At 64.8% G+C, this 16,000-nt stretch carries 12 protein-coding genes; 7 read left to right on the forward strand and 5 right to left on the reverse strand.

Going from position 1 to position 16,000, the window contains the following annotated elements; all coding sequences use genetic code 11:
* The first annotated feature begins 2 nt into the window (after positions 1 to 2).
* Entirely contained in the window at positions 3 to 590 is a 588-nt protein-coding gene (locus FRC98_RS12585) for an acyltransferase (protein WP_146981788.1), read from the forward strand.
* Between the two features lie 56 nt (positions 591 to 646).
* Complete coding sequence (locus tag FRC98_RS12590) at positions 647 to 1,753, forward strand: DegT/DnrJ/EryC1/StrS family aminotransferase (protein WP_146981789.1); 1,107 nt, start codon at positions 647 to 649, stop codon at positions 1,751 to 1,753.
* 74 nt (positions 1,754 to 1,827) lie between these two features.
* Here FRC98_RS12590 and FRC98_RS12595 read toward each other — a convergent pair whose 3' ends face one another.
* On the reverse strand, positions 1,828 to 4,044 hold the full coding sequence (locus FRC98_RS12595; RefSeq protein WP_146981790.1) for a polysaccharide biosynthesis tyrosine autokinase: 2,217 nt from the start codon (positions 4,042 to 4,044) through the stop codon (positions 1,828 to 1,830).
* 122 nt (positions 4,045 to 4,166) lie between these two features.
* On the opposite strand from FRC98_RS12595, the gene FRC98_RS12600 reads away from it, so the two are divergent.
* From FRC98_RS12600 to FRC98_RS12620, 5 genes are all read left to right on the forward strand, one after another.
* On the forward strand, positions 4,167 to 6,692 hold the full coding sequence (locus FRC98_RS12600) for a tetratricopeptide repeat protein (RefSeq protein ID WP_146981791.1): 2,526 nt from the start codon (positions 4,167 to 4,169) through the stop codon (positions 6,690 to 6,692).
* 229 nt (positions 6,693 to 6,921) lie between these two features.
* A complete protein-coding gene (locus tag FRC98_RS12605) occupies positions 6,922 to 8,841 on the forward strand; it encodes a polysaccharide biosynthesis protein (RefSeq protein WP_230467557.1) in 1,920 nt (639 codons plus the stop codon).
* A gap of 93 nt (positions 8,842 to 8,934) precedes the next feature.
* On the forward strand, positions 8,935 to 10,332 hold the full coding sequence (locus FRC98_RS12610; RefSeq protein ID WP_146981793.1) for a UDP-glucose dehydrogenase family protein: 1,398 nt from the start codon (positions 8,935 to 8,937) through the stop codon (positions 10,330 to 10,332).
* Positions 10,333 to 10,355: 23 nt separating this feature from the next.
* Positions 10,356 to 11,639, forward strand: a complete 1,284-nt coding sequence (gene tviB / locus FRC98_RS12615) for a Vi polysaccharide biosynthesis UDP-N-acetylglucosamine C-6 dehydrogenase TviB (protein ID WP_146981794.1) — start codon at positions 10,356 to 10,358, stop codon at positions 11,637 to 11,639.
* Between the two features lie 40 nt (positions 11,640 to 11,679).
* On the forward strand, positions 11,680 to 12,687 hold the full coding sequence (locus FRC98_RS12620) for an NAD-dependent epimerase (protein ID WP_146981795.1): 1,008 nt from the start codon (positions 11,680 to 11,682) through the stop codon (positions 12,685 to 12,687).
* Between the two features lie 175 nt (positions 12,688 to 12,862).
* Here FRC98_RS12620 and FRC98_RS12625 read toward each other — a convergent pair whose 3' ends face one another.
* The 4 genes from FRC98_RS12625 to FRC98_RS12640 all read right to left on the reverse strand — a co-directional run bounded on the left by FRC98_RS12625 (position 12,863) and on the right by FRC98_RS12640 (position 15,988).
* A complete protein-coding gene (locus FRC98_RS12625; protein WP_146981796.1) occupies positions 12,863 to 13,633 on the reverse strand; it encodes a formyl transferase in 771 nt (256 codons plus the stop codon).
* Positions 13,612 to 14,619, reverse strand: a complete 1,008-nt coding sequence (locus tag FRC98_RS12630; RefSeq protein ID WP_146981797.1) for a polysaccharide deacetylase family protein — start codon at positions 14,617 to 14,619, stop codon at positions 13,612 to 13,614. The genes FRC98_RS12625 and FRC98_RS12630 overlap by 22 nt, the downstream gene beginning before the upstream one ends.
* Positions 14,620 to 14,765: 146 nt before the next feature.
* Positions 14,766 to 15,266, reverse strand: a complete 501-nt coding sequence (locus tag FRC98_RS12635; RefSeq protein ID WP_146981798.1) for a dTDP-4-dehydrorhamnose 3,5-epimerase family protein — start codon at positions 15,264 to 15,266, stop codon at positions 14,766 to 14,768.
* Positions 15,263 to 15,988 carry a sugar phosphate nucleotidyltransferase gene (locus FRC98_RS12640; RefSeq protein ID WP_146981799.1) on the reverse strand — a complete coding sequence of 242 codons (726 nt, stop codon included), beginning with the start codon at positions 15,986 to 15,988 and terminating at the stop codon, positions 15,263 to 15,265. Before FRC98_RS12640 ends, FRC98_RS12635 begins: the two co-directional genes overlap by 4 nt.
* Between the last annotated feature and the right edge of the window lie 12 nt (positions 15,989 to 16,000).

Genomic DNA, 16,000 nt, shown 5'->3' on the forward strand with positions numbered 1-16,000 from the left:
CCATGACCACCAACGGCGATCAGAATGCGCCCTGGGCCCATCCCAGCGCGATCATCGATGAAGGTGCGCAAGTGGGTGCGGGCACGCGCGTGTGGCATTTTGCCCATGTCTGCGCCGGTGCCACCCTTGGTCGGCGCTGCAGCCTGGGGCAGAACGTGTATGTGGCTCCCAGCGCGGTGATCGGCGATGGGGTGAAGATCCAGAACAACGTATCGGTCTACGACGGGGTCGTGCTCGAAGACGACGTGTTCTGCGGCCCGAGCGTGGTTTTTACCAACGTGCGTCACCCCCGCGCGCATGTCTCGCGGCGGCACGCCTACCAGACGACCATCATCCGCAGAGGCGCAACCCTGGGCGCCAACGCCACGGTGGTGTGCGGGGTGGAGGTCGGCGCATTCGCCCTTGTGGGCGCCGGCGCGGTAGTCACAGCCGATGTGGCGCCCTATGCGCTGGTCGTCGGCCAGCCCGCTCGCCAGATCGGGTGGGCTTGCTGCTGCGGGCTGACCCTGCCGGCGCCAGCGCCGGAGTGCAGCTGCGCAGAGTGTGGCCAACGCTACCAACTGGCTGAAGGCGCGCTGAAGCCAGTCTGACTGTTTTTGATGGTGTGTTGAGGCGCCTTGCTGGCGCCCTCCCCCCGGAGATCGCAATGGGTGTTCCTTTTTTTGATCTAACGCGTCAGTACGCCGCGCTTGAAGACGAGATTCGCCCGGTGGTCGACGAGGTGCTGCAAACGCAGCGTTGCATCGGCGGTCCTTTTGTTACGCAGCTCGAGCAAGCCCTGGCCGAAACGGTGGGTGTGGCGCATGCGGTGGGCGTCTCCAGCGGGACCGACGCGCTGCTGCTGAGCTTGATGGCGCTAAATCTTAAACCCGGCGATGAGGTCGTCACGTCGCCTTTTACATTTTTTGCCCCGGTCGGCTCGATTATGCGCCTGGGGGCGCGGCCGGTGTTCGTCGACATTGAGCCGGAGGGGTTCAACCTGGACGCCTCACACATCGAAGACGCGCTGGGTGCGAAGACCCGGGCGGTGCTTCCGATCCACCTCTTTGGTCAATGCGCGCCGATGGATCAGGTGATGGCGGCGGTGCAGAACGCGCCGGGGGTGGCGGTGATCGAAGATCTCGCCCAGGCGCTCGGCGCGAGTTTTGAGGGGCGGCAGGCCGGGAGCTTCGGACTGGCCGGTTGCGTGAGTTTTTTCCCCACCAAAAACCTGGGCGCGGCCGGCGACGGCGGCATGGTCTTTACCGACGACGCCGCCTTTTACGAGCGGCTGCGGCTGCTGGCGCGCCACGGCGCAAGCCCCAAGTACCATCACGTGGAGGTGGGCGGGAACTTCCGCCTCGACGCCCTTCAGGCGGCGATCCTCTCCGCCAAGCTCCCCCATCTTCACTCCTTCTGCGAGCGCCGCCGCGCCCACGCCGCCTACTACAACGAAGCCCTGGCCGACCTTGAGGGACTCAAGCTCCCCCGCCACGCCCCGGGGCATCGTCCCGTCTACAACCAGTACGTGGTGCGCGTGGCCGATCGCGCGCGCCTGATCGCCCACCTGGAGGCGCGTGGCATCGGCAGCGCCGTCTATTACCCCGAGCCCCTGCACACCCAGCCGGCGCTGCGCGAGCTTGGCTACCAGCGGGGCGACTTTCCGCGCGCCGAGCTGGCCTGCGAGCAGGTCCTGGCGCTGCCGATCTTCCCGGAGCTGCGCGACGATGAGCGCGAGGCGGTCGCCGACGCGGTGCGCGAGGCGCTGGGCTGAACGCCACAAAAAAGCGCCCCCGCTCTTAACGAGCGGCGGACGCTTGAGATCCACACAACATTGAGGAGGTTGGCTCAGCTGGCCATCTTCCCGCCCTTCGTGTCGCCGCCATCGCCCGAATCGTCGTAGCGGTAACGGTAATAATACGCGTAGCCGTAGCCGGCGTTCTCGTCGATGTCGTTGAGCACGGTGCCGCCGAAGGGCGCCCCGATGGACTCCAGCTGTTCAATGGAGCGGCGCAAGAGCTCCTGGCGGGTCTGACCGAACTTGAGAATCAACAAGACCACGTCGGCAGAGTGGCTGAGCACCAGGGCGTCGGCCACCGCAGCCAGCGGCGGGGAGTCGAAGATGACCCGGTCGTAATCCTCGCGAAGATCGCGCACCAGCTTGCGGAAACGCTCGGTCTGCAAAAGCTCCGAGGGGTTGGGGGGCACCGGACCACAAGTCATCACATCGAGGTTTTCAATGCCCGTGGGGCGAACCGCCTCTTTGTAGGTGCGCTCACCGGTGATGGCGTCGGAGAGGCCGACCTTATTGTCCATGCCCAGGGCTTTGTGCACGCGGGGGCGACGCATGTCGCTGTCGATCACCAGCGTGCGCTGGCCCGACTGCGCCAGCGCGATCGCCATGTTCACCGAGGTCAGCGTCTTGCCCTCACCCGGGCCCGGACTGGTCATCAGGAGCACGCGCGGGGGGTTATCCGGCGCCATGAACATCAGGTTGGTGCGCAGGGTCTTGATCGCCTCGGCAAACGAGCTCCGCGGCGCGGTGTGCGTGAGCGTATCGAGGGCCGAGTCGCCGAACTTCTCAACGCCTTTGACAGCCCCGGCGTTGACCGCCGGCAGCATCCCGAGGATGGGCCGAGTGGTGTACTTGGTGACGTGCTCTTCGGTCTTGACCGTGGTGTCGAGCGCATCGATGAGCACCATGATCGAGCCGCCCAAAAAGAGTCCCAGAAGCAGGCCCACCGCCAGGTTCAGGGGTACCTGCGGGCTGATCGGGGCGCCGGGCACGTCGGCGTTCTCCAGAATCTGAATGATCTCGCTCTCGTAGAGGGCGTTGAGGTCAAGCTCGTTGGTGCGGCCGAGCACCGTCTCATAGTGCTGACGTAGCGTCTCGGTGCTGTCGCGCATCTCAGTGTAGCGGAAGCCGATCTGATTGAGCTCGGCGATCTCGGCCTTGTGACGCTCGATCTCTTCCTGAAGGTTGGCAGCGTTGCGGCGCGTGACGGCGGCGCGGTTGGCCACGGCGGTGCGAATTCGCCCGATCTCATCCTCAATGGAGCGGCGTACCACCTCGAGTTGCTCATCGACGGCGCGCACCTCGGGGTGGGCGTCGAGGTAACGGGTCTTGAGCTCGGCGCGGCGCTCCAGGAGCTCACTCTCCCGATCGAGCCCGCGTTTGAGCGCCGGGTTGTCGACAAGATCGCCCAGCGCGCGCAGGTCGTCGCCGCGCGACTCCATCGTCTCGAGCTGATTGAGCAACGCCTCTTCGGCAAAAAGGCGCGCCTGCACCTCGCGCAGCTGCGTGCTGACCGCAGCCAGCCCTTCGGCGGCCATCTCGCGGCGATCTTCAAAGGTGTGGGAGAGGATGTTGTTGTCGCGCTGATATTTCTGAAGCTCAGAGCGCGCCTCATCGAGTTCTTCGCGCTTGGTGGAGACGTAATCGTCAAACCAGTTGGCCAGCTGCCGAAGCCCCCCGGTCTGGAACTCGCGGATGTACTCGACGTAGGTCTCGGAGATGCCGTCGGCGATGTTCGCGGCCAGCTCCGGATCTTCAAAACGCACCTGCACAAGGCCCACCCGGCTGTCGCGCTGCAGAGAATACACCGCCACGCGCTGCAGAATGTTGACGGCGCGCTTCATGCGCTCATCCTCATCTAACTGCTGCACCGAAGGGGGCAAAAAGCCCGGGGCGTCGAGAAGGCCCTCGCGCTCGATGACGCGCTGGGCAAACCATTTCGAGCCGAGTACTTCTTTCTGAGTGTTCCAGAACTGCTCGAATTGCCAGCGGCCCCCCGGGTCCACGAGCTCCACCCGCTCAAACTGCTTACCAAAGACATTGGGGCGCGACTCATGAAACATCAGTTTGCTGGTAGCCTGATAAATGCGAGGCTGGCGCTCGGTCCAGAAGTAGGCCGCCGCGACACACGCGATCGACGTGAGGATAAGCACCCAATAAAAGCGCCGAAAGAGCGCCCAGTAGCGCCCGATAAGGGCACCAAGGGACTCGCCACGCTCTTCAGGCGCGCTGCTGGGGCGTGGTTCCTGGAATCCGTACTGGTCCGACATAGTGCTCTCAGGTCATGGGGGCCACGGGGGCCTTTTGACGACGCGGCGCGCGATCGTAGAGACTCGAAGGAGCGGCGTCAACGCCGCCCACTTTTCGGCCTGGCCACACCACGAGGCGCCTGATGGCCCGACAAAAATCCCGCCCGCGCTGGCTTAAGGTCTCCACGATCTTGCTCGCCATTTTGATGCTGGCAAGTCCACTGATGGTTGGAGGAGTGCATGCGCTGAGCGCGGCGTTGCTGGCGACCCTTGCCCTGGCGGTCGTAATCATCGGCGAGCTCGCGGAGGACGGCCGGCCAACCGAGATGCGACGTTGCTCTATTCCGGCGGCCGTCTTCGCGATGTTGGGAGTGGTCTCATTGCTTCAGGCGCTGCCGATGCCAGTGGGGCTCATTGAACTTGTAAGCCCCCGGGCTGCCGAGGCCTTGCGGCTGAGCTGGGAAGCGGCCTTTACCGACGTGGCGATGCCGGCGTTTCGCCCCCTCTCGCTCAACGCGCCGGCCAGCGCGTCGATGGCGCTTAAGTGGTTCGCGCTCTGCCTGGGGGCGCTGGCGGTGAGTAACCTGGGGCGCTGGCGGGCGCTGCGCCGTCAGGGGCTGGTAGCCGCCTCCATTCTGGCGATGGCAGTGGCGCTGGCCGGTGCGGTGCAAATGCTCAGCGGCACCGAAAACATCATGGGCGTCTATAAGGCCAGCCTCTCCCCACGCGCCTGGGCCCCCTTTGTAAGCACCAACCACGCCGCGACCTATTACGCGCTGGCCACCCTTATCAGCGCCGGCGCCGCGGTGGTGTGGGCGAGGCGTCAGCGCGCGTTGAGCGCGACGATGATGGTGTTTGCTGCGCTCTTCGGCATGTTGACCCTGGCCCACCGCAGCCAGGGCTCGCTCTTGGCGCTGGGGCTGAGTGCCCTGGCGGGCGGAGCGGTCCTGCTTCGGCATGCCACAGCGCGCGCCTCCGACACTGGCGACGGCGACAAGCCCCCCCACACCCGACTTATCTGGATCGGCAGCGGGCTCGCCGCAGCACTGGTGGTGGGCGGGTTGCTCGTGCCTGAACATTTCAGTGTGGCCGACTCCCTGGCCCAGACCAGCCTGGAGGTGCGCGTTCATATGAGCGGCGCGGCGCTTCGCGCCGCAGGCGACTTCTGGCTGACCGGTGCCGGCGCCGGCGCGGTGGGGCTGGCGCTACCGACCTACCTCGATCCGCATATCGTGGGGATGCACAGCGTACCCACCATTGAAAATGAACCTGTGGAGTGGCTCTTCGCCTACGGCGTGCCTGTGGGAGCAGCCGCGATCGTTCTGCTGGGCTTGAGCCTGGTACTGCTCGTGCGCCAGGCGCTGGCCAGCGACAACCCGCGCATGGGCGCGATCGCGGTGGCCGTTGCGGTGGGGCTGGGTGTGGCATCGATCTTCCACTTTCCCTTCTTCACGCTGGGGATCTCATTGCCAGCGCTAATGGTCATTGAGCTCTGCGCGGCCGGCGGCAAGAAGACTCTCCCGGGCTACCATCGCCCGTTGAGCCGACGTGCCTATCGCACCCTTGCGGGCGCGCTTGCTGCGGGGATGCTGCTGGCCGGCGGGCTGATCTGGGGGCTTTACGATCAGGGAACGTCACAGGAGAACGCTGAGAACGATGCCGACGTGCAGCATCACCTGGCGCTTTTTCCCACCGACGCGGCGACACTGGCCAACCTGAGCGTGGATCGGCGGCAGGCCGGTCAGACCGATCGAGCGCTCGTGCTCGCCAGACGAGCCTATGCGCTTAATCCATTTCCACATCAGGGTCTGGTGTTGGCCCGTGCGTTGGTCGCCGACGGTCACCAGGAGGAGGCCGCCGGGGTCTGGCGAGAGCTCTACGCCGAGCCACATCTGGCGCCGGCCAGCTGGCTGGCGGCATTTTTGCTGCGCGATCTTCAAGAGACGAGGCTGCGCGCCCGGGCGCTGGGCGATGCCAGCGAGGAGTTGCTGGGCTTTGCGCTGAACGAGTGCGCCCGGGAGGAAGGGCCACGGCAGGCCGTCGAGTTGGCGCTGGCCATCCTCGAGGAGCGGCCCCAAAGCCCGCGGCTGGGCCTGGGGCTTGTTCGCCTGTATCGGGAGCAGCAGCTCTGGGAGCTCGCTGAGCTATGGGCGGGACAGCTGCTGGCCTCCGACCCGGGCGAACATCACGATGTTCAACAACAGACGCTGCGCGAGTTGATGCAGATCTACCACCGCCAGGAGCGCCCCGAGGCCGCCCTGGCGCTGGCCGAGCAGGCACTGCGGGGGGGATGGCTCGGGGCCGACGTGGCGCGTGATCTGCTCCTGATTGCCTCCCCGGACCATCGGGCCCAAGAGGCCGGCAGCGCCCGCGAGGCCCTGCTTGGCGAAGTCTACGCGCTGGGCTGCGCGCCCCCCTTACGTCCCCGCGACCAGCGGGTGTGCTGGCGAAGTGAGGCGGCGATCGCCGAGTCGAAAGGCGATCTTCGGCGGGCGCAGGTGCTGCTGGAGCGACTCGTCCGTCACTACGATGAGCCCCGCGATCTGGGGCGTTTTCTGGTCCGCCATAAAAAATGCATCGAGCTTGCCGCGCTCATCCGCGACCACGGCCAGGGACCTCATCAGCGCGCGCTGCGTCAGCTGCGTTCCGAATGTGCGCGTCATCCCTGATCGCGTTGACCGACGAAGGCAGGGGGTTAGCTTCTGCCACATACGCTTTTTGATGGCGTTCGTACTCGCTGGTGAACGCCCGCGCCTGAAGGAATGAGGCGCTCGCAGCACCCACCAACGCGTGGGGGGAACCTTTCGAACCGCGCTAACCTGCCGCATCTCGGGCAGTAACGCGCCGCAACGCGCCTTTGAGCCAGGCTGTCTCGGCCAGCGCATGGGAGCATCGCTTATGGCGATGAACACGCTGTCGCGATGGATGGAACCTCTGAGTCGTCTGCCGGCCGGCTGGCGCAGCGTGATCTTAGCGCTGGCCCACCTGGTTTTCTTCTCGGCGGCGTATGTGGGGGCGTTTCTCTTTCGCTTCGATCTTCGCATCCCCGCCGAATACCTGCCCGCCCTGGGCGGCGGTCTGCTGGTGTTGCTGGCGATCAAGACCGCCGTCTTTGCCTACCTCAAGATGTTCCAGGGGTGGTGGAAGTATGTCAGCCTCTACGACATCATCTCACTGGCGTATGCGCTGGCGATCTCGGCGCTGCTCTTTATGGCGGTCAACACGCTGGTGTTGCGCCCGGAGATCTTTCCGCGATCGATCTACCTGCTCGATTTCACCCTGAGTCTTGTGCTGCTGGGGGGGGTGCGCGGCGCGCTGCGCCTGGTGCGCGAAGCGATGGCGCTGAGCGCCACGCCGAGACGCGCGCGAAATCTGATGATCGTGGGCGCCGGCGACGCCGGCGATCTGATGGTGCGCGAGATCAACCGCAGCCCCAGCCTGCGCCTGCGCCCCCTGCTCTTTGTCGATGATGACCCCTACAAACGAGGACTGCGCCTGCACGGCATCCCCGTCGAGGGACCAATCGATCGCATCGCTCAGCTGGTGGCGCGCCACGATATCGAAGAGATCATCATCGCGCTCCCCCCTGAGGAGCAGCACCAGGTGCGGCGCGTCATTGAATTGGCCGGACCGCTGGGGGTGCACGCCCGCATCCTGCCGGCGGTCGAGGCAATGCTTCATCAGGAGATCTCGCTGGACCGTCTGCGCGAGGTCTCCATCGCCGACCTGCTACGCCGCGATCCTGTGGAGCTCGACCTGGAGTCGCTGGCCGGCTTTCTCAAAGATCGCCGGGTGCTGGTCACCGGCGCGGGAGGCTCTATCGGCAGTGAGCTCTGCCGCCAGATCGCCGGATTTTCACCATCGACCCTGATGCTGGTCGAGCAGGCCGAGACCCCGCTCTTTGAGATTCATCGCGAACTCAATCCCCAGAACGATCGTCCCATCGTCCCCTGCATCGCCAGCGTGGCGGACGCCGCGCGCATGCGCGCGATCTTTGAGGAACATCGCCCCCAGGTGGTGCTGCACGCCGCGGCCTACAAACATGTTCCCCTCATGGAACAGAGCCCGGCTGAGGCCGTCAAAAACAACGTACGCGGCACCGAGATCGTCGCGCGCCTGAGCGCCGAGATGGGCGTGGCGACCTTTGTGCTCATCTCCACCGATAAAGCGGTCAACCCCACCAGCGTGATGGGCGCGACCAAACGCGTCACCGAGTGGATCGTGGCACGCCAGGGGCAGGAGCATCCGGGCACGCGATTCTGTGCCGTTCGCTTTGGCAACGTGCTCGGCTCCAACGGCTCAGTGGTGCCGATCTTCCGCGATCAGATCCGCCGCGGGGGCCCCGTCACGGTGACCCATCCCGAGATGACGCGTTACTTCATGACCATCCCCGAGGCGGTGCAGCTGGTCCTGCAGGCGGCCAGCTTCGAGAGCCAGGCCAGCCTCTTCATTCTCGATATGGGGAGACCGGTGCGCATCGCCGATCTGGCCCGCGACATGATCCGACTCTCCGGCGCCAATGAAGCGATGATCCCGATCGTCTTCACCGGCATTCGCCCCGGCGAAAAACTCTTCGAAGAGCTCACCCTCGACGAAGAAGAGGTCGATCGCACCGAGCACGCCCAGATCTTTGTGGGCAAAAAATCCAGCGATCCTCCCGAGCACTTCGACGCGCTCTACTGCGAGCTTCTGGCGGCGGCCGATCGCGGCGACCACCCGGCGGTGCGCGTGCTGCTCGGGGAACTCATCCCCGACTACCAGAGTCCGCATACCGACGCGACGGTCCTCGAACTTCCTCGCCTTCGCGCCGCCCGCTGACACCCTTGACGATGCCCGGCGCTCCTGGTGCCGCTGACCCACGCGCTCCGGCCGACCTGCTCGCCAGGCGCGCTACCCTCTTCAGGAGAGACCATGAACCTCACGATCATCGGCACCGGATATGTCGGCCTGGTCACCGGAACCTGCTTCGCCGAGATGGGCCATCACGTGACCTGCGTCGACGTCGACGCCCGCAAAGTCGCGCAGCTGCGCCAGGGCAAAAGCCCCATCTTCGAGCCCGGACTTGACGATTTTTTAAAACGAAACATCGCTCAAAAACGCCTGAGCTTCTCCACCTCCCTGGCCGACGCCTGTGACTCTGGCGAGGTCTTCTTCATCGCCGTGGGCACGCCTCCGGACCAGGATGGCTCCGCCGATCTGCAGCATGTCCTGGAGGTCGCTCGCCAGCTTGGCGAGCACCTCAAAAGCGACGCCATCGTGGTCGATAAGTCGACCGTGCCCGTGGGCACCGCGCGCATGGTCCAGGAGACCATCGAGCATCATCTGCAACACCGCGGCGCCGATCACCGCGTGGTCGTCGTCTCCAACCCCGAGTTCCTGAAGGAAGGCGCGGCGATCAACGACTTTATGAAACCCGACCGCATCATCATCGGCACCGAAGATGCGCATGCCCGCGAGCGCCTGGCCGAGCTCTACGCCCCTTTTAACCGCAACCACCAGCGCCTGCTCTTTATGGGCACGCGCGACGCCGAGATGACCAAATACGCGGCCAACGCCATGCTCGCCACCAAGATCTCCTTCATGAATGAGGTCGCCCACCTCTGCGAAGCGCTCGGGGTGGATGTGGAAAACGTACGCCTGGGCATCGGCTCCGACGAGCGCATCGGCTACCACTTCATCTACCCGGGCTGCGGCTACGGCGGCTCCTGCTTTCCCAAAGACGTGCGCGCCCTCTGCCATATGGCCCGAGACCAGGGCATTGAGCCGGGCATCCTCGACGCGGTGGAGCGACGAAATCAGGCCCAGAAAGAGCGACTGGCACAAAAGATCATCGCTCGCTACGGTGAGGACTTAAGCGCGCTGACCTTCGCGCTCTGGGGGCTGGCGTTTAAGCCGGGCACCGACGATCTTCGCGAAGCCCCCTCCCGCACCCTGCTCGAGCATCTGATCGCGCGAGGTGCTCGCATTCAGGCCTACGATCCGGTGGCCATGGAAGCGGCCCGCGAGCACTTCCCGAAGGAGTGGTTCGATCGCCGGCATCTTATGCTGGCCGAACACCAGTATGCCGCGCTAGAAGGAGTCGACGCCTTGATTCTGGTCACCGAGTGGAAACCTTTCCGCCACCCCGATCTTGGAGCTATGGCGCGGTTGATGCGCCAGAGAGTCGTCTTCGACGGCCGAAATCAGTACGATCCGCACCAGATGCGCGCGGCCGGTTTTTATTATGACGCCATCGGACGCAGCAGTGAGAGCCGCGATCCGGCGACCATCATCGCCCTGGACCCTCGTCCGGGCTCCCAACCTCGCTAACCTTCGTCTTCGCAGGAGACCTCATGGGCACCCCCACCCTCGACACCGCTCAGATCGCCATCGTCGGGCTCGGCTACGTCGGCCTGCCGCTGGCCGTAGAGTTCGGGCGGCGCTTCGACACCATTGGCTTCGACATCAACCCGCGCCGCGTCAACGAGCTGCGCGAAGGCAAAGACAGCACCCGGGAGGTTGAGCCCGACGATCTGGTCAGCGCCCAGCGCCTGCGCTACACCACCGAGCTCAACGACATCGCCGACTGCAACGTCTACGTGGTCACCGTGCCCACGCCCATCGACGAGCATAAGCGCCCCGACCTAAGCCCCCTGGAGAGCGCCAGCCGCGCCGTCGGCGCGGTGCTCAACAAAGGCGACGTGGTGATCTACGAGTCCACCGTCTACCCGGGCGCCACCGAAGAGGTCTGCGTGCCGCTGCTCGAAGAGACCAGCGGGCTGCGCTTTAACCAGGACTTCTACGTCGGCTACAGCCCCGAGCGCATCAACCCGGGCGACAAACAGCATCGTTTGACCACCATCGTCAAAGTCACCAGCGGCTCCACCCCGCAGGCCGCCGACTTCGTCGACGCGCTCTACCGCTCCATCATCACCGCCGGCACCCATAAAGCCAGCTCCGTGAAGGTGGCCGAAGCGGCCAAGGTCATCGAGAACACCCAGCGCGACGTCAACATCGCGCTGATCAACGAGCTGGCGTTGATCTTCAACCGCCTGGGCATCGACACCGAAGAGGTGCTCCTTGCGGCCGGCACCAAATGGAACTTCCTGCCCTTCCGCCCCGGCCTGGTTGGCGGCCACTGCATCGGCGTCGATCCCTACTACCTGACGCATAAAGCACAGGCGATCGGCTACAACCCCGAGATGATCCTCGCCGGCCGGCGCCTCAACGACTCCATGGGCAGCCACATCGCCCACCAGGTCGCCAAGCTCATGACCCAGCGACGCCTCCAGGTCGTCGACAGCAACGTGCTGGTGATGGGGCTGACCTTCAAAGAGAACTGCCCCGATCTTCGCAACACCCGCGTCATCGACATCATCCGCGAGCTGGAGACCTACCACGCTCGCGTGCACGTCTACGATCCCTGGGTCGACGCCGAAGAAGCCCGCCACGAGTACGGCATCGACCCCATCCAGGAGCCGAAGCCGGGCCACTACGACGCCATCATCCTGGCCGTGGCGCACGATGAGTTCCGCGAGATGGGCGCCGATAACATCCGCGCCCTCGGCAAAGACGGCGCTGTGGTCTACGACATCAAATATGTCCTTCCCACCGGCGACTCCGACGCTCGGCTCTAATTCTTAATCCTTCTCACTTCCTCGACCCGACGAGCTCTCTATGAAGATCCTGGTCACCGGCGCTGCCGGATTCATCGGCTCCCACCTCGCCACGCGCCTGCTCGCGCGCGGCGACTCTGTGGTCGGCGTCGACAACATCAACGACTACTACGACCCCAACCTCAAGCTGGCGCGGCTGGAGCGGTTACAGACCAACCCGAACTTCAGCTTCGAGAAGTTGGAGCTGGCCGACCGCGAGGGCGTCGCCGCCCTCTTTAAGGCCCACGACTTCGATCGCGTCGTGCACCTGGCCGCCCAGGCCGGCGTGCGCTACTCGCTGGAGAACCCTCACGCCTACATCGACGCCAACATCGTGGCGTTCACCAACATCCTCGAGGGCTGCCGCCATCAGGAAACGCCGCACCTGGTCTACGCCTCATCGAGCTCGGTCTACGGCGCCAACACCTCCCTGCCCTTCTCGATCCACGATAATATCGACCACCCGGTCAGCCTCTACGCCGCCACCAAGAAAGCCAACGAGCTGATGGCGCATACCTACAGCCACCTCTACGGGCTGCCGACCACCGGGCTGCGCTTCTTTACGGTCTACGGCCCCTGGGGCCGCCCCGACATGGCGCTCTTTCTCTTTACCGACGCCATCCTCAAGGGCCGCCCCATCAAGGTCTTCAACAACGGGGATATGCAGCGCGACTTCACCTACATCGATGACATCATCGAAGGGGTCGTGCGCGTGACCGACCGCGTCGCCGAGCCCAACGCCAGCTGGTCGGGCGACGAACCCGACCCGGGCACCAGCGCCGCGCCCTACCGCATTTACAACATCGGCAACAACAACCCGGTGCAGCTTATGGACATGATCGGGGCGCTGGAAGACTGCCTGGGCCAGGAAGCTCAAAAAGAGTTCTTGCCCATGCAACCCGGCGATGTGCAGGCCACCTACGCCGACGTCGACGACCTCATCAACGATGTGGGCTTTAAGCCCGACACCCCCATCGAAGAGGGCATCGCCAGCTTCGTGACCTGGTACCGCGAGTACTACGGCCGCTGATGCATCGACGCCGCGTTGCAGCGCGGCGTTTCTCGAGCCACAAAAAAACCGCCCCGCAAAGGGTCGGTTTTTTTGTTTATATTCAACCACTTAGGCCTAACACAAAACCACATCAACGCCGCACTCGCACCTATTTACGCCTGGATGACGCGCCGGGTCTCGTCCCTCAGCGCCCTCAACGCACGCCGCGTCGGCGCCCACGCAGGTACGAGAGCACCGTGGGGTGCGACCATAACCCGCCACGCACGGCGGGCTCGCGCCAGCGCGGTTGCTCGCCAGTCAGCAAGCCCTCAACCGCAGCTCCGACCATGGGCACTCCGTGGGCGAACTGCAGGTAGGGGTAGGTCGCAAAGTTATCTTCGACGGAGGGCTCGATGACCCGCTGCGCGAGAATCGCCCCGGTATCAATGCCCGCATCCACCAGGTGAACGGTCACCCCGAAGCGTTCCGGTTCGCCCTGATGCAGTGCCCAGTAGCCCCCGTGCACCCCGCGGTAATAGGGCGTAATGCCGGTGTGCAGGTTGATAAAAGGCGCCTCGACGCAGCGCAGCGTCGCTTTGCTGACGATGCGCGTGGCGCTGATCACCACCACCTCGGGCTCCAGCGCGCGCAACGCATCGCGCGCCTCATCCGAATTGACGGAAGGCACGGCGATGATCTGCGCTTCGGGGATCGGGTCACCACGCAGCTCATGGGTGCGTAAGAGCTCATCGATGCGTCGGCGCCCACGGCGTCGCAACACCGGCGCCACCGTCGTTTGAAAGAGGCTCTGGTGGCCGACTTGAAGCCAGCCCAGACGACGCGCACGTCGACGCAAAAAGTCGGCACGAGACATCGGGCGTTCCATAATCACCGGCACCGGTCCCAGACGTGCGCTGAGCTCATGGTAGAGCATCGGCGTCACATCGCCCGGACCGGCCAACATCACAACGCGGGGCGTACCCATGGTTCCTCCTGATAGCCCAGGCCCTGGCGCGCCACATCGGCCATGGTCGCGGTGACCATGCGCCCGGCCTCGCGCCAGCGCGCCATATGTTCGAGGATGTACTCCAGCTCCGAGAGGTGATCCTCCAGCCCCACCCCGAAGTTATGGGGGTGCCACCACAGGTGGTAGACGCCGCCGCACCGCACTGCCTCGTCGATCTCGCGGCAGATGCGCGCACGCTGGCGGCGCGCAAGCCAGGGGCTCCGTGTGGCCAGCGGGCGTAAAAAACGCGTCGCAGCGACATTGATCGGCTGTCGCACCAGCGGAGAGACCGCCGAGACGCAGCGCGCCCCAGTCAACGGTGTGAGGCTATCGAGCAGGCGCGCCGCCCGGCGCACCCCGGTGTTTCGAGCGCGAGCATGCGCCTGGTACAGCCACCCGGGCGGGTTGCCTCGATACACCTCCAGGCCCAGGTTCCGGCAGATATCCAGGTACTCTCGGCGCACCTGATTTCTGGGAAAGACCAGGCTGGTCAAACGCACCCCGCGCCGTGCCGCCACTGCGACCGCCGCTTCCAGATCAGCCTCGAAGTCTGCGGCCTCTTGCCCCGGCTCATAGCAATAATAATGCGAGAAGGTATGCGAGGCGATCTCCTGCCCGGGGCTGGCCTCGATCAAACGAATCAGCGAGAGCCCGTAATGAAAGGGATCTTCGACCTCGTCTTTTCCGATCGACGCGATATGCGGATAGGGCGAGAGCGAGGCGTCGCGGTAAGCCGGAATGCGGCGAGGGAGGCTGGCGAGCAGCTCGTCGCGGTGCTCGCAGAAGAGCATGCCCACGGTCGCCCAGGTGGCCATCACCCCATAATTCTCAAAGAGCTTGAGCATCGCCGGGACCGCCCGGCGCACCCCCAGCAGCGCCATACGGTAGTCTTCCAGACGGCGGTGGTCGCGCACGCCCCAGTAAAGCTCCAGATCCAGCGAGATCACAAAGCGCGCAGCCCGCATCTTCTCCCCCGATGATGATGTGCGTTTTGAAAACGCGTCGGGGCGACCGCCCCACCGGATCACTCCGATGAGGAGGTTCCCCGACGCGTATGAGTCAGGTTGCGCGCGCTCCCCCCGGCGCGCGCGCCCCCCTGAAGCGCCTCAAACTAGCGCGCTCTCCCGAGCTGAAAGGGTGAGTGAGGATCGTCTTCGTGACGAATCTCATCGACCTCTTCAGCGTAACCTTCGCCGCGGTAAAGCTGGTTGGGGCAGTTGATCACCCAGCCCGGTCCGCGACTGATATTTTGATAGGCATGCACCACCCCCGGCGGGATGATCACCGCCGAGGGCATCTCCTCTCCAAGCTCAAAGGACTCGTAGCGCTCGTAGCTGGTCGAGGCCATGCGGTTATCCCAGAGATGCAAGCGAAAGGTCCCCGGCCCCATAAAACAGAAGTAGTCGGCCTGGTCGACGTGCTCATGCGGTCCCCGCGCCACCCCGGCCTCGGTCTGCGAGAGGTAGGTCATCACCGGCCAGAACTCGCGCGGGAGCTGGTCATGACGCCAGAGCTCGGTCAACCAACCCCGATCATCGCGGTGGCGACTCAAGGGCCGCACCACCACGCCGACGATCTTCGAGAGAGACTCCTGCTCCTCTGCGCGGCTCATAAGCGCTCCCGGTCTGCGGCCATCACCCAGCTGTTGGCCTGATGGTACGAGGCGAAGGTCCCGGCGTCGGTCCACCATCCCCGCAACCTGCCCCAGCTCAACGCTTCGCGCTCGATGTAGGCGTTATTCACATCGGTGATCTCATACTCCCCGCGTGCCGAAGGGCGCTGGCCGCGGATGATGTCGTAGACCTCACCATCGAAGAAATACACGCCGGTGACCGCCAGCTGACTGGGCGGACGCTGCGGCTTCTCCAGGATCTCAACGACCCTGTCCCCCTCCACCCGGGCCACCCCGTAGCGCTCCGGGTCGGGCACCTCTTTGAGCAAGATCCTCGCCCCGCCCCCCTGCTCGCGGTAGCGCCGCGCCTCATCGGCGATGTTGTCCTCAAAGATGTTGTCGCCCAGCACCACACAGACCGGCTCGCCGCCGGCGAAGTTCTCGGCCAGCGAGAGGGCCTGAGCAATACCTCCGGCTTCATCCTGAACCCGGTAGGTGAACTGGCAGCCAAAGTCGCGACCGCTGCCTAAAAGCCCCACCACATCGCCCATATGTTCGGTGCCCGTGACGATGAGCACCTGCGTGATGCCGGCCTCGCGCAACTTGAAGATCGGGTGCACCAGCATCGGCTGGCGCCCTACCGGTAAGAGATGTTTGTTGGTGACTTTTGTCAGCGGAAAGAGACGGCTCCCCGTCCCCCCCGCAAGAACCACTCCCCTCATGATGCCCCCCTG

The sequence above is a fragment of the Lujinxingia vulgaris genome (genome assembly GCF_007997015.1).
Classification (GTDB): Bacteria; Myxococcota_A; Bradymonadia; order Bradymonadales; family Bradymonadaceae; genus Lujinxingia; species Lujinxingia vulgaris.